Here is a 24,052-nt window from a genome sequence, read left to right on the forward strand (position 1 = left end):
TCTTGAGTTTTTGTTAGTAGTGACTCATTTTTTGTGTACTGAGTCTACTATACCATAATTATCAGAAAATTCCAATAGCAATCTGAAAAAAGCCAAGCAAGTTGGCTTTTTCAGATTCTATTATCTTCTTTATAAAACTATTCTGCCGCTACACCTTTATCAGCTGTAAGTTCGATATTTTCAAAAGCGATACCTTTTTCTGAAGCTGAACCATAGTTAGAATCATAGTTTTTCACACGTTTGTTAAGTGCTGTGATTGACTCAGATTCAAATGTTGGAATAGCAAATGCTTGCTCGTGAGCATATTTTTGCCAAGCCTTATAGTTCTCAACATTTTTCTTATCGTCAAATGATTCTGTTGAGCTGATTGCATTCAACAACTTAGTATTTTCATCAGACACGAAACGTGACATGTTGAAGGCTGCGATTGGACCCCAAAGTCCTGTTGGGTTTGGATCGTAACCTGTTGACCATCCACCAGCATACATATCAATAGCAGCATCATTAGCCTGAACTGAGTTATAGAACGACTTACCTTCAACTGTACGTCCTGTGTAAAGTTCGACATTCAAGCCAACTTCTTTCCACCAAGCAATGTATTGTTGTACGAGCGCTTCGTTAGCTTCCGTACGTTTACGAGCAGCAAAGGTAATCTTGAATTCCTTACCGTCTTTGCCTTCACGGATACCATCGCCATCTACGTCTTTGTAGCCAGCTTCTTCCAAGAGTTTTTTCGCTTTTTCAGGATCGTATGAATAGCCTTCCAACTCTGAATCATGAATATCGCCGAAGAATGAGATAATCAATGAGTTTGCAGGGTGGTAAAGACCATTGTACAATGACTCACCAGCTGTCTTAGTATCAATCGCATAGGCAATTGCTTGACGAAGTTTCACATCATTCATCTTAGCATTTTCATCCATGACGTTTTTCTTAGCAGACTCGTCATATTTACCAAAATTAAATGAAATGTATTCATAAGCTGAGTCCAAAGAACCAACGATATTCAAGTTAGAAGCATCCTTGTATGAATCCAACTGGTCAACAGGCATATCTGCGATGTCATAGTTACCAGCTTTCATTTCAGAAACAATAGTATCTGGAGATACGATGTCAATCTTCAATGAGCTTGTTTTTGGCGTTGTACCTTTGAAGAAGTATTCGTTTGGTACATAAGTGATAGACTCACCGTTTACGATTTCCTTGATTTTCCAAGGTCCCATACCAACAAGTTTAGCTGTACGTGAGTACTCGCTCTTTTCCCAATCTGCAACAGGGATGTCTTTATAGATATGTTCTGGTTGGATATAGGCAGGTACATCACCACCGGCATACATCATAGAAGGTGACATTTCTTTTACAGTCAATTCTACTGTGTAGTCATCAATTTTCTTAAGACCTGAGATATCTGAAGCTGTTCCAGCAACAAATTCATCCATACCCACAATGTTCAAGAATTTATCGTCAAAACGAACACCTGTATAGTCTTTGCTTGCCATTGACTTGATAGTAAAGATGTAGTCATTGATTGTAAATGGCTCACCATCTGACCACTTGTAATCTTTACCTGTCAAACTAACAGTGATTTTCTTACCTTTTACATCAAATTCAGCTTTAGCAAGACCAGAATCATCTAACTTACGATCTCCATCGTAACCAAACATTGAAATATCAACCATTCCACCAAATGTTGAGTCAGTTGTGTTTTCAGTCAACTCGTCAATCAAGAGACCTGATGAAGTTGTAGCTGAAACAAATGCATATTTCAATTGAGCATCTGCGACTGCTGTTCCATCTTGTTTTACTTCAGATGGGAATGACAATTCCTGTTTTGCTGCACCTGATTGTTTTGAACCACAAGCAGCAAGAACTGCTGTCGACAGCAGAGAAATTCCTGCTAAAGCAAAGAGTTTTGTTGTCTTTTTCATAAAACACCTCTGTTTTTCTTTTTCTTTGACACTGATTACTATGTCTTATAAAAATAATTATATCATAAAATTTTCTTAAATAAAGTCTTTTTTGTCAGAAAATTTTGTAAAAACATAATTTTTCAGCATTTTCTTATTTTTTACATATTTTTTCCAAATTTTTCTCACATTTCTTGTGATATAATAGAATAAAATAACAGCCAAAGGAATGATTATGCGTAAATTTTTACTAACACTCACTACAGTTATTGCTCTTTTTTTCACTTCCACACCTATTTTGGCAGAAGATTTTTCTGTTGCAGCTAAGCATGCTATCGCAGTTGAAGTAAGTAGCGGCAAAATCTTGTATGAGCAAGATGCCGAAACCAAAGCAAGCATTGCTTCTATCAGTAAGACATTGAGCATTTACCTGGTCTACGAAGCACTGGCAAAGGGTGAAATCACTTTAGATACTATGGTAGACATTTCTGATTATCCCTATAGCCTCACTTCTAATACAGAATTAAGTAATGTAAACCTGGATGCACGGTCCTATTCAGTAAGAGACCTATTAAACGCTTCTTTAATCACATCATCCAATAGTGCTATTATTGCTCTGGCAGAAAAAATAGCCGGTAGCGAAGCTGCATTCGTAGATCGAATGAAAGCAAAAGTCCAAGAATGGGGAATTACCGACGCAAAGATTGTCAATGTATCTGGACTAGACAATACCGACTTGGGTGAAAATATTTATCCAGGCTCCAGTCCTGAAGATGTAAATATGTTTTCAGCCCTAGATGTTACTATCATTGCAAGACGATTAATACTCGACTATCCTCAGGTACTCGACATTACCTCGCTAAACGCCTACGATTTTGGTGGCTACACTTACTATAGCACCAACCAAATGCTAAGCGATGGTACTCACGCTCGTGGAGGGGTTGACGGCTTAAAAACAGGGACCTCAAACTCAGCAGGTTCAAGTTTTCTTGCAACAACTCAACAAGCTGGTATGCGCATCATCACAGTAGTATTGAATGCCACTGATGGGCTGACCTCTCCAGAAAATCGTTTTGTCGCGACAAATGATTTGATGAACTATGTTTATTCTAACTTTTCGCTTGTTACGCTAGTAAAAAAAGGTGAAGCTTTTGAAGATAGTAAGATAAAGGTTTTCAATGGTGAAAAAGAAACAAGTCCTGTTGTTGCGGCAGCAGATTTAACTGTTGTTCAACGAAATCAAACTGATAATGTCCCCACCGCAACTTTCACAACGGATATAAAAGAAATTGATGCTCCCCTCAAAGCAGGGACCTTGGTTGGCAAACTGCAACTGAAAGATCAAGATCTCATAGGAAAAGGTTATATTTCTGAGCAAGCCAGTGTCGATATGATTATCCCTAGCGATATGAAAGAAGCATCCTGGCCATTCTCTTGGTGGAATCAATTTGTCCGCTATGTTAATGAAAAATTATAAAAAAATAGTATGTCGAACGATTTTCGACATACTATTTTTTATAGCAGAGTGACATCCGCTATTCCTTATCTACTACCTCGGATGGAGAGTGAGTTGGAGAGAGTTCCCGACAGAAAATGACGAGCGTGGAAGGTATAGAATTTTTATATGATTACAAAGAAGAGCGACTGCCGTCGCTCCCTATTTCCAACGTCGGTTGGAGAGAGTTTCTACGAAACTCCTAGCTACATATCGTTTTCTTACAGAAAACAACGAGCGTGGAAGGCAACAATTCCCCGAATTGTTGCCTTAACCCACGCTCCCCTCCATTTCATAGGCAATCAGTCTGTTGAGTTCGACTGCGTATTCCATTGGGAGTTCTTTTGTGAATGGTTCGACAAAGCCCATGACAATCATCTCTGTGGCTTCTGATTCGGATAGGCCACGGCTCATGAGGTAATAGAGCTGTTCTTCTGAGATTTTTGATACTTTTGCTTCGTGTTCGAGGGCCACTTGTGAGTTATGGATTTCATTAAATGGAATGGTATCTGATTTGGAAATATCATCCATGATAATGGTATCACATTCAATGTGGCTGATGGACTTGGCTGAGTTTTTGGCAAAAGTTACTTGACCACGGTAGTTGACTTCTCCACCACCACGGGCAATGGATTTAGACACGATAGAAGATGAAGTACGCGGTGCATTGTGAATCATCTTAGCACCGGTATCTTGGACCTGCCCCTTATTAGCAAAGGCAATGGACAACATGGTACCACGAGCCCCTTCACCTTCTAGATAAACCGCAGGGTATTTCATGGTCGCCTTAGCACCAAGGTTGCCGTCAATCCACTCAACGGTGGCATTTTTCTCAGCACGGGCACGTTTGGTTACCAAGTTATAAACGTTGTCAGACCAGTTTTGAATGGTCGTGTAACGCATATAGGCACCTTCGTGGGCGATGATTTCCACAATAGCAGCGTGGAGGCTGGCCGTTGAGTAAGTCGGAGCGGTACAGCCTTCTACATAGTGGACACTTGCTCCTTCATCCACGATGATGAGGGTGCGTTCAAACTGACCTGTCCCCTCATTGTTGATTCGGAAATAGGTTTGCAGTGGAATATCCAGCTTGACACCTTTTGGTACATAGATGAAGGTACCACCTGACCAAACCGCTGAGTTGAGGGCAGCTAGTTTATTATCTGACGGCGGAACAAGTTTTCCAAAGTATTTTTTGAAGAGTTCTGGATGTTCCTTAAGGGCTGTATCGGTATCAGTAAAGATGATACCGTGCTTGTCGTACTCTTCCTTCATATTGTGGTAGACCACTTCTGATTCGTACTGGGCAGAAGCTCCTGCCAGGTAAGCACGCTCAGCTTCTGGAATCCCGATGCGTTCAAAGGTTTCCTTGATTTTGTCCGGTACATCATCCCAGCTACGTGCTGGCTTATCCGACGGTTTTTGATAGTAAACAATGTCATCAAAATCCAGCTCAGACAAGTCGGCTCCCCAAGTCTGCATCGGCATTTTCTTGAAAGTTTGGTAGGATTTCAAACGGAATTCCAACATCCATTCAGGCTCGCCTTTGATACGGGACATTTCACGAATCACTTCTTCGCTCAAGCCCTTACCAGTTGAAGCTACCAGTTCCACGTTCTCGTCATGGAAACCGAATTTGTATTCCCCAAGGTCAATCGGGGTTGGTTCAATTCTTTCTTCTGACATAATATAAGATACATGGCCCAAAAAGTATGAAAATAGCAGTTACGCTCTCTTAAATACTTGCTGGGCCTGTTCAATTTCATTTCCAATCAGAAACTGAACAATCCTTTCTGTATGATTTTCATTTTTTGTTTATTTATAGTCTTTTAGTTTACTTTTAGTACTAGGCAACGAGCTGCAGACAGTACTGGAGTACGGCAAAACGAGTTAACGAAGTAATAAAAGAAAAACTAAATGACTATATTGATGCTCAGTTAGCACTCTCACTATGTTCCAGTGCTTTCTTCAGGGCATTCCACGGTAATGTGGCACATTTGATTCGTTGGGGGAATTTGGCGACACCTGCGAGGAGAGAGGCATCTCCCAGTTCCTTCTGGCGTGTGTCTTCTTGGCCTTGGACCATTTGTGAGAAGATTTCCGCCAGCTCTTGAATCTGACTAATTTCTTTGCCAAGCACTGCTTCAGTCATCATAGAAGCTGATGCGGTTGAAATGGTACACCCAACGCCGTCAAAAGCAATATCGGTAATCACATCTTTTTCAATCTTGACTGATAGTTCAATCACATCGCCGCAGGTTGGGTTGTGGAGTTCCAACTTTTCCACTCCGTCCAAGCTCCCACGATGACGAGGTGACTTAGAGTGTTCAGACACAACTGCCATATAAAGAGAATCTAATCTAGATAGGGCCATTGAAAAACTCCTTTGTCTTGATAATTGCCTCGACCAACTTATCACAGTCAGCCTTGGTATTGTAGATGTAAAAACTTGCTCGTACAGTAGCAGGCACCTGCAAATATCTAAGAAGCGGTTGGGCACAATGGTGGCCCGCCCGCACCGCAACCCCTTCATAGTCCAGAGCAGTTGCCACATCGTGTGGATGCAAGTCGTCCAAGTTAAAGGCGATAACCCCCGTCCGCTTGGACAGGTCCTGACTGCCATAAATGGTCAAACCTGGAATAGCCTGCAATTTTGGAAAGACATAGTCAACCAGTTCTGCCTCGTGGGCCTGGATAGCAACCATACCAATTTCGGTCAGGTAATCAATGGCTGCTCCTAGACCAATGGCACCGGCAATATTGGGCGTTCCTGCTTCAAACTTCCAAGGTAATTCCTTCCAAGTGGCTGACTGCTCATAGACAAAGTCAATCATTTCACCGCCGAATTCAACAGGCGACATGCGATTGAGCAACTCTTCCTTACCATAAAGAACGCCGATTCCTGTCGGACCTAACATCTTATGACCTGAAAAGGCATAGAAATCCACGTCTAATTCTTGCACGTTGACGGCCATGTGGGGAACTGACTGGGCTCCGTCCACCACCAAGTAGGCACCGACTTGATGCACCAGCTCTGCTATTTCTCCGATAGGAGCCACACTGCCCAGGACATTGGATACGTGTGCTAGGGAGACAAACTTGGTCTTAGAAGATAGTAGCGACCGCAGGTGGTCCATGTCTAGCTCGCCGTCTTTTAAGGGCACATAGCGGAGCTTAGCACCTGTTTGCTGACAGGCTTGCTGCCAAGGGATGATATTGGAGTGGTGCTCTTGGACCGAGATAATCACTTCCTGGTCTGGCTGGAGAATTTCTCTGGCAAACTGAGCCACCCAGTTAAGACTAGTGGTCGTTCCTCTGGTAAAGAGAATTTCCTTGCTAGACTTGGCCTGGATAAAATCAGCCACCTTCTGCCGAGCCGCCTCGTAGCGAGCCGTTGCCCGTTCCGAAAGGGTGTGAACGCCACGGTGAACATTGGCATTGTCCTTCTGGTAATAATCCGCCAGCACATCTAATACCTGCTGCGGTTTTTGAGTGGTCGCCGCATTGTCCAAATAGACCAGCGGCTCATCGTTAACAACTTGGTCTAGGATTGAAAAATCCTTGCGAATGCGTTCAAAATCAATCATCTTATCTCTTTACTAATTTTTCTTCAATGACGGCAATCAGTTGGTCACGAACTTCCTTGACAGGAATTTCTGTAATGACTGCACCAAGGAAACCGCGAACAACCAAGCGTTCAGCTGTTGCTCGGTCCAGACCACGACTCATAAGGTAGTACATATCTTCTGGATCTACCTGACCGATTGAGGCTGCGTGTCCAGCTGTGACCTCATTCTCATCGATAAGGAGAATTGGGTTAGCATCGGAGCGAGCCTTGTCAGACAGCATGAGGACACGGCTTTCCTGCTGGGCATCCGCACCTTTAGCACCGCGGACAATGTGTCCGATGCCATTGAAGGTCAAGGTTCCACTTTCTAAGATAACCCCATGTTGCAGGATGTGACCTACAGAATTATGACCGTAGTTGGTCACCCGCGTATCCACACCTTGGACCTGACGACCTGATGACAGTCCGACAACTTTGAGGTTGGCATGGCTGCCGTTTCCTTTTAATTCGCTGTCTAAGTCCGCAATGATATTTCCTTCGTTGAGCAGACCAATGGCCCAGTCAATCGTTGCATCATTTCCGAGATATCCGCGACGATTGAGGTAGGTATCCAAATGCTTACCAAGGCGGTCAATAGCCGCAAACTTGATTTGGCTACCAGCAAGGGCGATTGCTTCCACGACAATATTGGCTGAAGTTGTTGCTGCGCCGTCGCCCAGACTTTCAAAGCGTTCTAGATAATTAAGCTTGGTATTTTTTCCAGCGATGATGAGGACACGTTTGTTAAAAGCGACTGAACTAGTGCTGTCTTGGTAGAAAAGAGCTTCAACTGGCTGGTCGATTTCAACATTATCTGGCACGTAGAGGACAGCTGTTGCGTTAAAATAGGCTGTGTTGTAGGCTGCTAATTTGTGTTCATCGTAGGCTACGGCAGCACCGAGGTATTTTTCAATGACATCTGGAATGACATCCATGGCTGAGGCAAAGTCTGTAAAGACTACACCTTTCTCTACAAGGTCAACCGGCAACTGTTCTAGAACCGTTTGGCTGCCAACTTGAACCAACATAGGATTGTCACCGATAGCTGTAAAATCTGGAACAGCCCCGATTTCATCATTTGTGGCTAGGCTTCCGTCACCAAGGTTCCAACGGTGAAATTTGACCCGCTCAATAACCGGCAAGTCCAGCTCTGCTATTTTGTCAAAAGCCTTAAGACGCAGGTCTGTCAACCAGCTTGGATCTGCCTGCAAGGCTGAAAATTCTTGAATCTTTTCTTTGGTCATAACTTCCTCCAAAGACTTAAATGTCATCTTCTTTGTAGTCGATGCCAAGCTCAGCTGCGACTTGGACATATCCTTCTTTTTCCAAACGTTGCGCCAATTCTGGTCCGCCTGAAAGCACGACACGGCCTTCCATCATGACATGGACTACATCTGGTGTGATGTAGTTGAGCAGGCGTTGGTAGTGAGTAATAATCATGGCACCAAAGCCTTCACCACGCATAGCATTGATTCCTTTTGACACGACTTTAAGGGCATCAATGTCCAAACCTGAGTCAATCTCATCAAGAAGGGCAAAAGTCGGTTCCAACATGAGTAATTGCAGAATTTCATTGCGTTTTTTCTCACCACCAGAGAAACCTTCGTTGAGGTAGCGCTCTGCCATTTCCTCTTTCATGTTGAGGAGTTCCATTTTTTCATCCAACTTAGTAATGAAATCACGAACAGAAATCTTGTCTTCGTCTTCCTTACCAGCGTTCATAGCGGCACGAAGAAATTCCGCATTAGTAATCCCTGGAATTTCTGACGGGTATTGCATCGCCAAGAAGAGTCCCATACGGGCACGTTCATCGACTTCTAATTCTAAAATGTTGACACCGTCAAACAGAATCTCACCTTGGGTAACTTCATAACTTGGATTGCCCATGATGGCTGCTGAAAGGGTGGATTTCCCTGTTCCGTTCGGTCCCATGATGGCTGCAATTTCACCTGTTTTAAGGGTCAAATTCACACCCTTCAAGATTTCTTTGCCTTCAATTTCCACATGAAGGTCTTTGATTTCTAATACTGACATGCTGTGCTCCTTTTCATTTTTGTCCTCTTCAAAAACCACATTAACTGACCAAGCTAACTAGATACACCGATAAGACTCAACTTTGACAGTGGAGAAAGAACTCGACTATTCCTCGACCATTCATAGAAGAGTTCGTCAACAATTTTTCGTTTTAAGTTGTTGAGCTGAAACAGTCTATTCCCAGACTGTTTCACTCCCGCCCCCCGCACAGCTCAAAAGGTTCAGTGAACCTTTTGAGGTTGGAAATAGAGCGAACTCTGTTCGCCTCAGTCGTAGAGGTCAGATTTGGAGTGTAAAACACGAACAAATCTGCCAATCAACCACTGCTGCGCTGCGAGGTTGACACTAACGTTGAGAAGCGGTGCGGGGCTTGAGCCCAGCCTCACTCCACTGGACTGTTAAACCCAATCAACCACTACTGCTCTGAGATGTTGACGCTAACTTCGAGAAGTGGTGCGGGGCTTGAGCCTAGCCTCTTTTCTTGTTAATGATGATTTTCAGAGAGTGTTAATCTATAAAATAGTCTTTTCTGACAATTTTATACTCTTCGAAAATCAAAATTATCCGTTGTCAACTTACCTTGATGAGTGAAAAGCTCCAGTGGAGGTTTTCAGCCTGTTACCTTGAAATAAGATAGTAACAGAGTTCTATCTTCGGCTTCGTTTCCTAGGCTACTTTTGATTTTCATTGAATATTAATTAACCATATCCACTATATTATATCAAAAAAAGAGCCTGACGGCTCTTATCTTGTTTAGAAAGATTCTTATTTTCTTTTTTTCTCTTCATAGCACTTTTTATACTTTGCGATTTTTTCTTGACGGTAACTACTATTACCAATAAACCGAAGAAGATTGAGCAACGGAGTTCTATTGATACCAAAGATGCCAATCAATTCACAGAGAATCTCAATTCCCAGTCCCATGGTCACCAATAGGAGAACCCCTCCTATTCTACTCGAAACATTGAGCAAAAGAGAGGTCAGGGAGAATAAGAAAGAGATGGCGTAAATCACCAATACTGTGCCACGATGAGTAAGTCCCAGAGAGAGCAAGCGATGATGCAGATGCATCTTATCTGCTTCATAGATTTTTTGCCCAGACAATTTTCGACGAATGATGGCTACTACAGTATCCGTAATAGGCACTCCAAGAATAATCATCGGAGTAACCACTGCAACAGCTGTCGAATTTTTCAGTCCTTGAAGGGACAAGACTCCAATCATAAACCCGATGAAGAGGGCACCTGTATCGCCAAGATAAATGATGGCAGGATTATAGTTATAAGGTAAAAATCCAACAATCGCTGCGACCAAAACAAAGATGGTTAAGGTCAAAAAAATATTGCTATCATGCAAAAAGAAATAAGACACAATTCCCATCGTTGTCAGGGAAATAATCGATACTCCCGAAACCAGACCATCCAGACCATCAATCAAGTTGACTGCATTCGTAATAGAAACAATCCAAAGGACCGTTAATAGAAAAGAGAGCCAGACAGGAAATTGAAGGAAAGGTCCTCCAAAAGGAATCTTAAAGCTATCAAAACGAAATTCCGTAAAAATCCAAATGATCGTCGCTGCCGCTAGAATACCAAACATTTTAGGTGCAGGCTTTAGCTCCTTGACATCATCAATGAATCCCGTAAGAACGATAATGCTGGATGCTAGGACCAGGGGCCAGATATAATGCAAGTAAGTGCCATGGTAATTGACACGGGTAACAATTCCTGGTAAAAACCATAGGACAGAAATGGTAAATGCCACAAAGATAGCCAGCCCTCCCGCTGAAGGCATGGGCACCTTATTTATCCGCCGTGCATTGGGATTATCGACTGCTCCAACCTTCAGGGACATAAAACGAACCAAGGGAGTCGCAATGGCTGATATGACCATGGTTGTAATAATGACCATTATGTATTTTAGAGCAAAAGGAATCATACTGTCGGAACCTTCCTAAGCTCCTCGATTGCCGCAAGCGGAAGCATCAAAGTTCCGTGTTCTTGTAAAGCAGGTCTGGTCAACTTAGTATCATTGGTAAATTCCAACATTCGTGAGAGAATGTAGCCTGGATACTGCTTGGAACGATTTTCTACATTGATAAGAACGGTCAAGTAGTAGTGACCATCCATTTTATATAATTCCGATTCTTCTACTGGATAATCAACCGTACCAACAAAAGTAAACAGATCCTCTATCGTTGGAAATTCCAAAATATAGTAAATATAGCGCTCCTGCTCCTCTTCATCTACTTCTTCCTCTTGCTCTACCTCTTCCAAATGACGAACGGCTGTTGCATCCGGTGCACTTTTCTCACGAACGGTTTGCTCCAAACTCTTGAAAAACTCATCTGGAGTCATACTTGCAACATCACCAAGTTCCGAAAAATCTGTAAATTCATCGAAATTCAAGCTCTGATCCAAATCAGATTTGGTAACAAAGATGTCTACCCGATCTGGCTTCGGAGTTACACGAAAACTCAGCATACCACTTTCTCGGAAAGTCATTGGTAAATCCAATTCATCCAAAACAGTATAGAAGAACTCCTCTGTCTTTTCTTGCGGAATGAGAAAGTCCGAAAGTTCCATTCCTCTCTCTTCCAAATCATCTAATTTTATAGTGATTTTCAAGGTTGAATCACTAATTTGCTTTACTTTCATAACTACCTCATTCATTGATTCATCAATTTCTTAAAATTGATTGATCATTTTCAATACTCATACATATCTTCCACCATTATACTAAAACCAAGCTCGAAAGACAAAAGAAAAGCAGGTCTCCCTGCTCTTAAAATAAAAATGTAATAAAGGCATAAACCAATAAAATAGCCCCTAAAATGATGCGGTAGTAACCAAAAACCGTGAAATCATGTTTTTTAACAAAGTCTGTCAAGAAACGAATAACAACTAAGGATACCAAGTAAGCCGTCACACTAGCGACTAGCAAGATCCATACCTGCTCCATATTCAGGCTATTGCCATCTAAGAAATATTTAACAGCCTTCAAGCCACTATAACCAAACATGGTTGGAATCCCAAGGAAGAAGGTAAAATCTGCCGCCACAGATCGGCTGGTCCCCAAAATAATCGCTCCCAGAATGGTCGCACCTGATCGACTAGTCCCCGGAACGATGCTTAAGACCTGGAAACACCCAATCAACAAGGCAGTTTTATAAGACATTTTCGCTAAGTCCGTCACCTGTGGCTCTACACCACTGTTACGGTTCTCAATCCAAATAAAGGCAATACCGTAGACAATCAAAGCAATCGCAATCGGTACCATAAAATTGAAGTGCGCTTCAAACCAATTATCCAACGGGACTGCAATTAGGATGGACGGAATACAGGCAATGACAACCTTGGCCCATAATTGCCAAGTCAACTGAATATCACGCTTGGTTTTTCCAGGCTGAAATGGATTCAATTTTTTAAAGTAAATGGTCATAACTGCTAGAATTGCTCCTAGCTGAATGACAATATTAAACATTTCTAGGAAGTTCTTACTTTGGTTTAATTTCACGAACTCTTGAACCAAAATTAAATGCCCAGTTGAAGAAACTGGCAACCATTCCGTTACCCCTTCAATGATTCCTAAAAATATAGCCTTCAACAATTCCAAAATCATAATAAACTCCTTTTTTCAATTCTCTATATTATATCATAAAAAACTCCCTATTCATAGTACAAGGATATTGAAATTTGTCAGAATTTTTAATAAAATGGTGTAATAGCATTTTAAAGGAGACATTATGAAACGTAAACTCAGTATAATTCTGCTGACCCTAATCGCTGTTTTTTCTGTAACAACAGGGGTTCGGGCAGACGAATACCTGCGGGTCGGTATGGAAGCTGCCTATGCACCATTTAACTGGACCCAAGAAGATGATAGCAACGGTGCCATTCCGATTGAGGGAACCAATCAATTTGCCAACGGATATGATGTTCAGGTTGCAAAAAAAATCGCTGCATCCATGGACAAAGAACTCTTGGTTGTTAAAACCAAGTGGGAAGGCTTGGTCCCTGCTCTTACATCTGGTAAAATCGATATGATTATCGCCGGTATGAGCCCGACAGAAGAGCGCAAGAAAGAAATCGCCTTCTCAGATAGCTACTACACTTCAATTCCTACCCTGGTTGTTCGTTCTGATAGTCAGTACGCAAACGCAACCAGCTTGGAAGATTTTGCTGGCGCAAAAATCACTGCCCAGCAAGGGGTTTACCTCTATGATTTGATTAACCAAATTGAAGGGGCTAACAAACAAACTGCCATGGGAGATTTCTCCCAAATCCGTCAAGCTTTAGAATCTGGCATTATAGACGCTTATGTTTCTGAACGTCCAGAAGGTCGTACAGCAGAAGCTGCAAATAAAGCTTTCAAAATGGTTGAATTGGCAGACAGTTTTGAAACCAATGCCGAAGACGTGACCATTGCTGTCGGTATGCGCAAAGATGACGAGCGTATCGCTCAGGTCAACGAAGTCTTAGCAACTATTTCAGAAGAAGAGCAAATCGCACTTATGGATGATATGATTGAAAACCAGCCTGTTGAAGAAGCCAGCGAGGGCGAAACACCTAGTTTCTTCGCCCAAGTTTGGAATATTGTTGTTAACAACTGGCAACAACTTCTGCGTGGAACTGGGATGACATTACTCATTTCCATCCTCGGTACAATTATCGGTACTGCTATCGGTCTCCTCATCGGTGTCTTCCGTACAGCTCCAAAAGCAGCAAACAAGGCACTTGCTATTGGTCAAAAAGTACTCGGTTGGATTATCAATATCTACATCGAAATTTTCCGTGGTACGCCGATGATTGTACAATCCATGGTTATTTACTATGGTACCGCCCAAGCATTCGGACTCAATCTTGACCGCACACTTGCCGCTATCTTCATTGTATCCATCAACACAGGTGCCTACATGAGTGAGATTGTCCGCGGTGGTATCTTTGCCGTCGATAAGGGCCAATTTGAAGCTGCTACTGCTCTCGGATTTACCCATAATCAGACCATGCGGAAGATTGTCCTTCCACAGGTTATTCGTAACATCTTACCAGCGACTGGTAATGAATTTGTCATCAATATCAAAGATACTTCTGTATTGAACGTTATCTCAGTTGTTGAACTCTATTTCTCAGGAAATACTGTCGCAACCCAAACCTATCAATATTTCCAAACCTTTACGGTTATTGCTATTATCTACTTCATCCTAACCTTTACTGTGACACGTATCTTACGCGCAGTTGAAAAGCATTTTGATACAGATACATACACAACAGGTGCAAACCAAATGCAAGTCGAGGTGCCACATGACTAAAAATGTAATTCTTGAAATCAAAAATCTAAAGAAATCATACGGACAAAATCAAGTCCTCAAAGACATCTCTATTAGCGTTGAAAAGGGCGAGGTTATCTCAATCATCGGTTCATCTGGTTCGGGAAAATCAACCTTCCTCCGATCTATCAACCTTTTGGAAACACCAACAGAAGGACAGATTCTATACCACGGACAAGATGTTTTGGCTAAAGGATATGATTTGACGACTTACCGTGAAAAACTAGGTATGGTATTCCAATCCTTCAACCTTTTCAACAATCTAAATGTATTGGAAAATGCCATTGTAGCACAAACTACGGTACTGAAACGAGATCGAGCTGAGGCAGAGAACATCGCCAAGGAAAATCTCAACAAGGTTGGCATGACCGAACAGTACTGGCAAGCCAAACCAAGTCAACTCTCTGGTGGACAGAAACAACGTGTGGCCATTGCACGCGCCCTATCTGTTGACCCAGAAGTTATCCTCTTTGATGAGCCGACTTCTGCTCTCGATCCAGAGATGGTTGGGGAAGTTCTCAAAACTATGCAAGATTTGGCAAAATCAGGATTGACGATGCTTATCGTAACTCACGAAATGGAATTTGCCCGTGACGTATCTGACCGCGTTATCTTTATGGACAAGGGAGTCATCGCCGAAGAAGGCAATCCTCAACAAATCTTTGAAAATCCACAAGAAGAACGCACACGTGAATTCCTTCAGCGTTTTCTTGGATAAACTCAATCTGTTCCATAGGAGACTATTACTTACCAGTTTCAAAGCTGGTAAGTTTTTTTAGACTAAAAAAAGAGGAATTCGCAGAATTCCCCTCCTTTTTGGACATCTCTAAATGAAAGCATTTAGATTAGTTTTCAAATTTCTTGTGGTTTTTGTCGTAAAAATCAATCAAACCCAAGGCAGTTGCAAATGAAATATTGTCGATCTTAGCGCGACCTTGTGCAAGAGCGATAACTGACATTTCACGAGCATTTGTTTCCTTACTGATACGGTAACCTGTGATTTTCTTTTCACGAACCCAGCCAACAACTGCGGCTACTTTTTCGTAACTTGTCATGAGAAACCCCTTTCCTTTTTATTCGTGCAATTAAGTATAATACAGTTAAACCTATTTTGTCAAGTAAATTGTTCGGTTTTTACCATCATTTTGCCCTAAGTGATGATAGTATTTGTGTCCTTATGTCTTCGACCCCCTCCGGATTCCCTGGAAGAAAGATAGTTTGATTACCTCCTTGTGCAAAATTATTGAGAGTATCCAAGTATTGGTTGGTCAGCAAGATAGACATAATCTGCTCTTCAGATAGGCTAACATTTGATTCTTTCAGTTCACGAATCGAATCTGCCAGTCCGTCTACAATCGCCTTACGTTGTTGTGCAATACCTACACCATGCAAGCGATCCTTTTCAGCTTCCGCTTCTGCTGCTGTGACAATTTTAATCTTGTCAGCTTCTGCCAATTCCTGGGCCGCAACCCGTTTCCGCTGAGCTGCGTTAATTTCATTCATAGATTGTTTAACCTCGGCGTCTGGCTCTACCTTGGTAATTAAGGTTTTGACAATAACATAACCATAGGTTGACATTTCTTCTGCTACTTGTTTTTGTACCTCAAGTGCAATCTCATCCTTTTTCTCGAAGAGCTCATCCAGGGTCAATTTAGGCACAGATGAACGCAGGGCATCTTCAATATAGGACTTAATCTGTGCTTCTGGGTGCATGAGCTTGTAATAGGCATCCGTCACATTATTTTCATTTACTCGATATTGAGTTGCCACATTCATTGTGACAAAAACGTTATCCTGCGTCTTGGTTTCTACCACAATTTCACTTTGCAACATCCGCAATTGAATGCGGGCTGCGATGACATCGACTCCAAATGGTATTTTAAAGTTTATACCTGAAGTAGATGTTTTTTGGTATTTCCCAAAGCGCTCAATAATAGCGACCGTCTGCTGCTTAACAACGTATAGCCCTGAAGCAATCAAAATCAAAGCAATCAGTACAAAGAACAAGAAACTACCAATAAAAACAATTGGACCAAGCACCATAATGACCTCCTAAACTAGCATTTTATAAAGCGAATCATTTTCATGAAGATTGATGTACTGGGGATCAAATTCTTCCAAGCGAGAAATAAACTGCACATAATCTTTTTTATCTCCTAGGGCAATACCGATTAGAACCGGTCCTGTTCCCTTATTGGCACGTTTGATATATTCAAAACGAGTAATATCATCATTTGGCCCTAGAATTTCATTTACAAATTCACGAAGAGCCCCTGGACGTTGTGGAAAATTAACAACAAAGTAGTGTTTAATTCCCTCGTAGATAAGCGCGCGTTCCTCCATTTCCGGCATCCTGTTGATGTCGTTATTACCACCAGAAATGATACAACAAATGGTTTGCCCCTTGATTTGGTCCTTGACTACCTCAAGAGCTGCAATCGTTGCTGCTCCTGCTGGCTCAGCAACAATACCCAGCTTAGAATAGAGGTCTAAAATAGTCCCGGAAATCCATCCTTCATCCACACCAATCAGCCGATCTATGTATTTCCGAGCCACTTCGTAGGTCGACTTACCAACTTTCTGTACCGCAATACCGTCAGCAAATTTATCAATTTGGTCTAATTTAACCGGACGACCTTTATCAAAAGCCGCTTTCATTGACCGTGCCCCACTTGCTTCAACACCAACAATCTTAATTTCAGGTGCATGTTCTTTCAGATAGGTCGAAACGCCTGCAACCAGACCACCTCCTCCTATGGGAACTAAAATTTGGTCAAAACTAATGGTTTGCTCTTCCGCTTCTTCCAAGATTTCATAGGCTACTGTTCCCTGACCAGCCTGCACATTTTCATCATCAAATGGGTCTATAAAGGTTTTCCCACTTTCCTGAGTATAATCTTGTGCCGCCTTGGCTGACTCATCGAAGGTATCACCTACGAGCCGAATCTCTACGTAGTCTCCTCCGAAAAATTTAACCTGCCCTATTTTTTGTTGCGGAGTTGTAATGGGCATGAAAATCGTAGCAGGAATTTGCATTTCCTGACAGGTGTAGGCCACACCTTGAGCATGGTTCCCGGCCGAAGCACAGACCACTCCGCGTGACTTCTCATCATCTGTCAATTGTGAAATAGCATAATAGGCTCCTCGAATTTTAAAAGAGCGAACACGCTGTTCATTTTCTCTTTTTAAATAAATAGTTGCACCATATTTTTCCGACAAGTATCGACTATAATCCAAGGGGGTACGTACTACCACGCGCTTAAGAACGGAGTATGCTTGTTCTACATTTTTTGCTGTAATCATAGTTCCATTAATTTCTTTCTATATTTATTGTATCATTATTCCCTAGAAAATCCTAGTATTTATACTTATATTCAAGCTACTAGCATGTTATTCAACAGAAAACGAATGTTTAATTTTGTAAAGATCTATTTATGAACAAAATGGGCAAAAGAGCTGGAAAAACCAGCTCTTTTATTCATTTTCGGAGATAAGGGAAAAAGGGAATGACATCCCCTCATCCGCCAACTCAAACCTTAAATGTATTGCCATCACTCAAAGTAAAGCTGACTATCCCCCTATCTACCATGTTAGTGTTTAATTATAGATTTTGAATGCGTCGTCATCATTGCGTCCGACAAATGGCATTGCTTTGCGGAGTTCTGCACCTACTTTTTCGATTTCAAGATTCTCTGCTTCTTTACGATAAGCTTCCATACGTGGACGGCCTGCTTTATAGTCATTTACAAAGTCATTTGCAAATTTACCAGATTGAATATCTGCAAGGACTGCTTTCATGTTTTCTTTAACTTGGTCTGTAATCACGCGTGGTCCTGATACATAGTCACCAAATTCAGCAGTGTTTGAGATAGATTGGCGCATTTTCTTGAAGCCACCTTCGTAGACAAGGTCAACGATGAGTTTCATCTCGTGGAGAACTTCGAAATAAGCCAATTCTGGTGCATAACCAGCTTCTGTCAAGACTTCAAAACCTGCCTGCATAAGGGCTGTCAAACCACCGCAGAGAACAGCTTGCTCACCAAACAAATCTTCTTCTGTCTCTTCTTTGAAAGTTGTTTCCAAAAGACCAACACGGGCTGAACCAACACCTTTTGCCCAGTCCATCGCAATATGTTTTGCATTGCCAGTTGCATCTTGGTAAACAGCATAGAGGGCTGGTACTCCAAAACCTTCTTCAAAGGTACGGCGGACCAAGTGACCTGGACCTTTTGGTGCACACATGAAGACATCCACATCTGCCGGTACCTTGATAAATTCAAAGTGAACGTTGAAACCATGGGCAAAACCAAGAGCATTGCCCGCTTCCAAGTTTGGAGCGATTTCGTCATTGTAAAGGTCTGCTTGGATTTCGTCTGGAGCCAAGATCATGATAACATCTGCTTGTTTTGCTGCTTCTGCTACTTCAAAAGTTTCAAAACCGTCTTCTTTTGCCTTGTCAAATGACTTACCTGCACGCACACCGATGATGACATCGTGCCCTGTATCACGCAAGTTTTGAGCATGGGCATGACCTTGTGAACCATAACCGATCACGGCGATACGTTTACCGTTAAGTGCTGCTACTGTTGCATCTTTTTCATATTGCATTGTTACTGTCATAATTTTTTCTCTTTTCTATTTTTATTTGTAGTTTTGGATGTTCAAAGAAAATGAAGGCTAGACTAGGCGATGTAGGCGAAGATAGAACTAACCTTCATCAAGCCAAGTCAACGCAGGTTAGGTTTTAGTATCGACAAGGATTAGTCTCTACTAAATCCAGTCGCACCCGTTCTTGCGATATTCTTAATGCCATAAGGCTGAATCACCCGCAGGAGGGCGTCAATCTTATCTCCATCACCTGTCATTTGAATGGTAATGGAGTGCGGTGCCACATCAACAACATTTGCTCTAAAGGGTTGGATAATCGCTAAAATTTCTGCTCGTTTTGTTGGCGGAGCTGAAATTTTAACAAGAATCACCTCACGCTCTAAGTGGGGTATGTCCGTCAAATCACGGACACGGACCACATCAATCAAGCGGTTTAGCTGTTTGATGATTTGTTCGACCTCATCGTGACTGGCCACGTCTACAATCACCGTCACACGTGAGATACCATCTACTTCTGTTGGGCCGACGGAGATGGACTCAATATTGATTTGGCGACGAGATAGGACACCTGTAAAACGATTCAGAACACCAGATGAATTTCGCAATTTAGCTGTTAACATTCTACGCATTGAACTTCACCCCCAACATTTCTGCATTGCTCTTACCTGCTGGCACCATCGGTTGAACATGTTCACGATTAGAAATATGAACCTCTATGAGCATTGGTTTATCTTCTAAGATAACTTTCATATCTTCACTTAGAGTCGCTGGATTGTCAAAACTATAATGACTAATTCCGTAGGCCTCCGCCAACAATTGGAAATTCGGTTCATCATCAAAGACGGATTGACTGCGGCGCTTTTCATAGAAGGATTCCTGCCATTGACGAACCATTCCAAGAGAGTGGTTATTGATCAATACAACCTTAATCGGTACACCATAGCCATTCAAAATAGCTAATTCTTGGTTGGTCATTTGGAAGCCGCCATCACCGACAAAGATGATTACTTCTTTATCTGGATTGGCTAATTTGGCGCCGATAGCCGCAGGAATACCGAAGCCCATTGTTCCCATGCCACCAGATGTTACAAGTTGGCGTGCATGTTTGTAGGGATAGAATTGAGCGGCCCACATTTGATGCTGACCAACATCTGTCACGACAATGGCATCCCCTTGCGTCAACTGACCAATTAATTCAATTGCCGCCTGTGGCTTAATAACCTTTTCATCTTCATCATACCAAAATGGCGCCCGACGTTTGTTTTCCAATACTTGTGCCGTCCAATCAGCATAGCCTGTTTCGACTGTTTCTAAAGCAAGCAGAGCTTTCAAGGTTGCCTTAGCATCGCCCACTACTGGAATAGCCGTTTTGACAACTTTACCAATTTCTGCGGGATCAATATCAATATGTGCTACCGTCGCATTTGGCGCATAGGTTGTTGGATTTCCTGTTAGGCGGTCATCGAATCGCGCTCCAATATTGATAATGTAATCAGCCTGATCCATAGCCATATTGGCAGCGTATGAACCGTGCATCCCCCCCATAGCCAAGGATAATTCATGCTCAATGGGCATTGCACCTAATCCAAGGAGGGTTGAAACTACTGGAATACGATAGCGCTCTGCAAAGGCAACTAATTCTTTATTGGCATCTGCATAATTGACACCACCACCAGCCAATATAACTGGTTTTTGAGCTTGGCTAAGCTGTTTCAAAATTTTCTTAACCTGCAAACCATTTGGTTCAACTGTCGGTTGATAACTTGGAAGTTGAACAGTTGGATCGTGATAAAAATCAACTACTCTCTCTTGAATATCTTTTGGAACGTCAATGACAACCGGACCTGGACGACCAGTTGTTGCAATATGAAGCGCCTCTGTAATCACACGAGGAATATCTGCCGTATCTCGAATCTGATAATTATATTTCGTAATGGGCATGGTCATGCCCAAAACATCGGCCTCTTGAAAGGCATCCTTACCGATCCCCCGTGTAGCTACTTGACCAGTAAAAACTAAAAGAGGAACACTATCACCCATTGCGTCCGCAATTCCAGTAATGGCATTGGTAGCTCCTGGACCAGAAGTGACAATGGCTACGCCCACCTTTCCTGATGATTTAGCGTATCCTTCGGCCTCGTGGACCGCTCCTTGTTCATGACGAGCCAAAATATGTTGGATTCCCTCATATTGATAGATAGCATCATATAGAGGCAAAACTGCCCCACCAGGATAACCAAAAACAAGGTCTACTCCTAGCTGATGCAGGGTGTCCAAAATGAGATAGGACCCCGAACGCGGTTGGTCTAGTTGAATTTCTTGCACGAATATTCCTCCTCTCTGCAAATTTGTTATCTACTATATTATCACAAGGAAGTAGAATGTCAAGAAATTTTCTGAAAATTCCTACATTTGTTCGTTTTCTTAAGGGGACCTCTAAAAACTCCCAAAATTGCGAATTTGGAGTTACGAAAACCTTGTTAAATCAACATTTTAAATTTTAGAAAATTAGTTTTTAGAGGTCCTCTTAACTATTTCCTAACATTTTCTTAAGCAAAACTTAAGCAAATCCCTTGACTGGCTTGGTTTTAGCTTGCTTTTAGAAAACTTCAGTATAGTAGTCCCAACAAGAAAAATAAATGAGGTTTAGGATATGTATTATGTAGTGATACCGGCTTACCAGCCAGATGAAAAATTAATCCAACTATTAGAAATAATGAAAAACAGGCTAAATTGTCAGGTCATCGTTGTGGATGATGGTAGTACTGGCGCATCCAAAAATATTCTTGAAATCGCCAAAACCTATGCCATTGTTCTCCACCACGATGTCAACAAAGGAAAAGGCCAAGCCTTACGGACTGCCTTTAGTTTCATCCAAGATTTGAGAAAACCAGGTGTTATCGTAATTGCTGACGCAGATGGTCAACACGCTGTAAATGATATTGACCGTGTCGCACATGCAGCTATGAATCTGCCAAGTCGCCTCATCCTTGGCGTCCGTCAATTTACCAAAGACATCCCGCTCCGTAGCCGATTTGGTAACAAACTAACTAGAGTCTTGTTCAGACTACAAACCGGTGTCAATGTATCCGATACACAAACTGGCTTACGTGGTTTCCACACCGACATGATTCCATTTATGTTGGACATTGAGGGGGACCGCTACGAATATGAAATGAATATGCTGACCCAAGCAAGTCAAGCCTATAAAATCACGGAAGTTCCAATTCAAACTATTTATATCGATGATAATGCCAGTTCACATTTTCGTCCCATAAAAGATGGACTGCTCATTTACAAGAATCTCTTCAAATTTGCCCTGGCATCTTTTGGTGGATTTCTAGTTGACTACGGAGTATATGCACTTGCCTTATTGTTACTCACTAACTTACCAACTGCTCTACGCTTATTGGTCGCAAACACGATTGCTCGCATTTGTAGTGCTATCTGTAATTTTGCACTTAATAAGAAATTAGTCTTTAACAATGAAGAGAGCATCGCACGAACAGGCGCAGGCTACTTTACACTAGCCCTTGTCCTCTTCCTTTGCGATACAGCCCTCCTCTATCTCTTCCACCAAATTCTAGGACTCAACCTCTACATTGTCAAACTTGCAGTTGGTATCTTCCTTTTCCTAACCTCTTGGTTTGTTCAAAAGAATATTATTTTTAAAGAAAGGAAATCATTTTCCCATGAAATTGCTTAAAAAACCCTTTGCCTACGCATCCATCTTCGGAATACTTTTGACAGGAGGCTTTACTTACTCCATGTTAAAAACCTTCGTGCTTTCCGAGGCCATCACAACGGTTGCTGCAAGTAATGCCACAGCCAATAGCCAGAACACTGCTACTTCATCGTCGTCAACTGCCGCAACCACTGCAACTAATGTCTCTACAACGGATACTAGTTATACTGATGACAATATCCAAATCAACTTAGAGACCATCACTACCAACAACACAACTGTTTACGTCGCAGATATTCAGGTCAGCTCACCCGAGTATTTAAAAACAGCACTTGCACAAAACACTTACGGTACAAACGTAACAGCTAAAACTTCTGAAACTGCGGCAGCAAACAATGCTATCTTAGCTGTTAACGGTGACTACTACGGAGCCAACTCGACTGGTTATGTTATTAAGAATGGAGTTCTGTATCGAGACACCGTTCGGGACAATGCAGCTTACGGCGACTTGGCAATCTACACAGATGGCTCATTTGAGGTCATCTATGAAAATGAAATCACTGCCCAGGAATTGATTGACAAGGGCGTTGTCAACCTCTTAGCATTTGGTCCATCATTGGTAGAGAATGGTGAAATTGTCGTTGATACATCAACAGAAGTCGGACGTGCAATGTCATCCAATCCTCGTTCTGCTATCGGAATTATCGATGAAAATCATTATATCATCGTCGTAGCAGATGGACGTACGTCTGAAAGCCAAGGACTTTCTCTCTATCAAATGGCCGAGGTTATGAAGCAGTATGGTGCCCAAACAGCCTATAACCTTGACGGTGGTGGTTCGTCAACCCTCTACTTCAACGGCCAAGTCATCAACAATCCAACAACAAATGGAAATACTATCTCAGAAAGGGCGGTGAGTGACATTGTCTACATCGGTTACTAATTCAACTACAAGAGTTTCAAGAACATTTATCTCCTACTTAGCAATAACAGCTTTCCTGTTTATTTTCAGTCGAATCTATGAAAGTCTCAGCTATGGCGAAGTCTCTGTCTTTATGCATTATATGTTCTGTGTACCATTAATTGGCGGAGCTGTGTTACTCGGTTTGCTGCAACTTATACCTACTCTTTCACGTCTCTCTTATAATTTGTGGAATTCTGGCGTTGCAACTATTACAGCTGGTTGTCTTCTCCGAGGTATTATCAACCTATCTGGACGTTCAACCACCTTAGATCAACCTTATTGGTACATCGGCGCAGCCTTCCTAGTTCTATCGTTAGTCGGTCTTTTCATCAATCCATCCGCAAATAATCGTCAAAGAACAACCACTTAATCTACAAATTAATTGCAAGGGCACTTAACATTCTTAGGTGCCTTTTACTGTAG

The 24,052-nt window shown here is 42.1% G+C and carries 21 protein-coding genes; 6 read left to right on the forward strand and 15 right to left on the reverse strand.

Annotation, left to right across the window (positions count from 1 at the left end):
- Nucleotides 1-137: 137 nt before the first annotated feature.
- Entirely contained in the window at nucleotides 138-1,928 is a 1,791-nt protein-coding gene (locus tag CWM22_11365; GenBank protein ID AUC92450.1) for an oligopeptide ABC transporter substrate-binding protein, read from the reverse strand.
- 214 nt (nucleotides 1,929-2,142) lie between these two features.
- Here CWM22_11365 and CWM22_11370 point away from each other — a divergent pair, with 214 nt between their 5' ends.
- Entirely contained in the window at nucleotides 2,143-3,384 is a 1,242-nt protein-coding gene (locus tag CWM22_11370) for a D-alanyl-D-alanine carboxypeptidase (protein AUC92451.1), read from the forward strand.
- 288 nt (nucleotides 3,385-3,672) lie between these two features.
- Here CWM22_11370 and sufB read toward each other — a convergent pair whose 3' ends face one another.
- From sufB to CWM22_11410, 8 genes are all read right to left on the reverse strand, one after another.
- Nucleotides 3,673-5,088 (reverse strand): Fe-S cluster assembly protein SufB, encoded by a 1,416-nt coding sequence (gene sufB, locus CWM22_11375; GenBank protein AUC92897.1) that lies wholly within the window; start codon nucleotides 5,086-5,088, stop codon nucleotides 3,673-3,675.
- A 247-nt stretch (nucleotides 5,089-5,335) separates the two neighbouring features.
- The gene (locus CWM22_11380) at nucleotides 5,336-5,776 is read right to left on the reverse strand and encodes an SUF system NifU family Fe-S cluster assembly protein (protein AUC92452.1); all 441 of its coding nucleotides are present in this window, start codon (nucleotides 5,774-5,776) and stop codon (nucleotides 5,336-5,338) included.
- On the reverse strand, nucleotides 5,763-6,986 hold the full coding sequence (locus CWM22_11385; protein ID AUC92898.1) for a cysteine desulfurase: 1,224 nt from the start codon (nucleotides 6,984-6,986) through the stop codon (nucleotides 5,763-5,765). Before CWM22_11385 ends, CWM22_11380 begins: the two co-directional genes overlap by 14 nt.
- A gap of 4 nt (nucleotides 6,987-6,990) precedes the next feature.
- Nucleotides 6,991-8,253: a Fe-S cluster assembly protein SufD gene (gene sufD, locus CWM22_11390; GenBank protein AUC92453.1), complete on the reverse strand. Its 1,263-nt coding sequence runs from the start codon at nucleotides 8,251-8,253 to the stop codon at nucleotides 6,991-6,993.
- Nucleotides 8,254-8,269: 16 nt separating this feature from the next.
- The gene (gene sufC, locus CWM22_11395) at nucleotides 8,270-9,043 is read right to left on the reverse strand and encodes a Fe-S cluster assembly ATPase SufC (protein AUC92454.1); all 774 of its coding nucleotides are present in this window, start codon (nucleotides 9,041-9,043) and stop codon (nucleotides 8,270-8,272) included.
- Nucleotides 9,044-9,808: 765 nt separating this feature from the next.
- Nucleotides 9,809-10,981 (reverse strand): undecaprenyl/decaprenyl-phosphate alpha-N-acetylglucosaminyl 1-phosphate transferase, encoded by a 1,173-nt coding sequence (locus CWM22_11400; GenBank protein ID AUC92455.1) that lies wholly within the window; start codon nucleotides 10,979-10,981, stop codon nucleotides 9,809-9,811.
- On the reverse strand, nucleotides 10,978-11,700 hold the full coding sequence (locus tag CWM22_11405) for an adaptor protein MecA (protein ID AUC92456.1): 723 nt from the start codon (nucleotides 11,698-11,700) through the stop codon (nucleotides 10,978-10,980). Before CWM22_11405 ends, CWM22_11400 begins: the two co-directional genes overlap by 4 nt.
- 127 nt (nucleotides 11,701-11,827) lie before the next feature.
- Nucleotides 11,828-12,664, reverse strand: coding sequence for an undecaprenyl-diphosphate phosphatase (locus CWM22_11410; protein AUC92457.1), 837 nt, complete (start codon nucleotides 12,662-12,664; stop codon nucleotides 11,828-11,830).
- A 124-nt stretch (nucleotides 12,665-12,788) separates the two neighbouring features.
- On the opposite strand from CWM22_11410, the gene CWM22_11415 reads away from it, so the two are divergent.
- Both CWM22_11415 and CWM22_11420 read left to right on the forward strand, forming a co-directional pair.
- Nucleotides 12,789-14,354 (forward strand): glutamine ABC transporter substrate-binding protein, encoded by a 1,566-nt coding sequence (locus tag CWM22_11415; protein AUC92458.1) that lies wholly within the window; start codon nucleotides 12,789-12,791, stop codon nucleotides 14,352-14,354.
- Entirely contained in the window at nucleotides 14,347-15,090 is a 744-nt protein-coding gene (locus tag CWM22_11420; GenBank protein AUC92459.1) for an amino acid ABC transporter ATP-binding protein, read from the forward strand. Before CWM22_11415 ends, CWM22_11420 begins: the two co-directional genes overlap by 8 nt.
- 127 nt (nucleotides 15,091-15,217) lie before the next feature.
- Here the strand turns inward: CWM22_11420 and CWM22_11425 are convergent, their stop codons facing one another.
- The 6 genes from CWM22_11425 to ilvB all read right to left on the reverse strand — a co-directional run bounded on the left by CWM22_11425 (nucleotide 15,218) and on the right by ilvB (nucleotide 21,305).
- Nucleotides 15,218-15,427, reverse strand: a complete 210-nt coding sequence (locus CWM22_11425) for a hypothetical protein (protein ID AUC92460.1) — start codon at nucleotides 15,425-15,427, stop codon at nucleotides 15,218-15,220.
- A gap of 85 nt (nucleotides 15,428-15,512) precedes the next feature.
- Nucleotides 15,513-16,415: an SPFH domain-containing protein gene (locus CWM22_11430; protein ID AUC92461.1), complete on the reverse strand. Its 903-nt coding sequence runs from the start codon at nucleotides 16,413-16,415 to the stop codon at nucleotides 15,513-15,515.
- A 9-nt stretch (nucleotides 16,416-16,424) separates the two neighbouring features.
- Nucleotides 16,425-17,675 (reverse strand): threonine dehydratase, encoded by a 1,251-nt coding sequence (locus CWM22_11435; GenBank protein AUC92462.1) that lies wholly within the window; start codon nucleotides 17,673-17,675, stop codon nucleotides 16,425-16,427.
- Nucleotides 17,676-17,969: 294 nt separating this feature from the next.
- The gene (locus CWM22_11440; protein AUC92463.1) at nucleotides 17,970-18,992 is read right to left on the reverse strand and encodes a ketol-acid reductoisomerase; all 1,023 of its coding nucleotides are present in this window, start codon (nucleotides 18,990-18,992) and stop codon (nucleotides 17,970-17,972) included.
- A gap of 140 nt (nucleotides 18,993-19,132) precedes the next feature.
- The gene (locus CWM22_11445; GenBank protein ID AUC92464.1) at nucleotides 19,133-19,609 is read right to left on the reverse strand and encodes an acetolactate synthase small subunit; all 477 of its coding nucleotides are present in this window, start codon (nucleotides 19,607-19,609) and stop codon (nucleotides 19,133-19,135) included.
- Nucleotides 19,602-21,305, reverse strand: a complete 1,704-nt coding sequence (gene ilvB / locus CWM22_11450) for an acetolactate synthase, large subunit, biosynthetic type (GenBank protein AUC92465.1) — start codon at nucleotides 21,303-21,305, stop codon at nucleotides 19,602-19,604. Before ilvB ends, CWM22_11445 begins: the two co-directional genes overlap by 8 nt.
- Before the next feature lie 328 nt (nucleotides 21,306-21,633).
- Here ilvB and CWM22_11455 point away from each other — a divergent pair, with 328 nt between their 5' ends.
- The 3 genes from CWM22_11455 to CWM22_11465 are packed head-to-tail and all read left to right on the forward strand — an operon-like array spanning nucleotide 21,634 to nucleotide 23,999.
- Nucleotides 21,634-22,686 (forward strand): sugar translocase, encoded by a 1,053-nt coding sequence (locus tag CWM22_11455; protein ID AUC92466.1) that lies wholly within the window; start codon nucleotides 21,634-21,636, stop codon nucleotides 22,684-22,686.
- Nucleotides 22,673-23,608 carry a hypothetical protein gene (locus tag CWM22_11460; GenBank protein AUC92467.1) on the forward strand — a complete coding sequence of 312 codons (936 nt, stop codon included), beginning with the start codon at nucleotides 22,673-22,675 and terminating at the stop codon, nucleotides 23,606-23,608. Before CWM22_11455 ends, CWM22_11460 begins: the two co-directional genes overlap by 14 nt.
- Nucleotides 23,583-23,999, forward strand: coding sequence for a hypothetical protein (locus tag CWM22_11465; protein ID AUC92468.1), 417 nt, complete (start codon nucleotides 23,583-23,585; stop codon nucleotides 23,997-23,999). Before CWM22_11460 ends, CWM22_11465 begins: the two co-directional genes overlap by 26 nt.
- Nucleotides 24,000-24,052: the final 53 nt, after the last annotated feature.

It is taken from the genome of Streptococcus suis, from assembly GCA_002831545.1.
Classification (GTDB): Bacteria; Bacillota; Bacilli; order Lactobacillales; family Streptococcaceae; genus Streptococcus; species Streptococcus suis_P.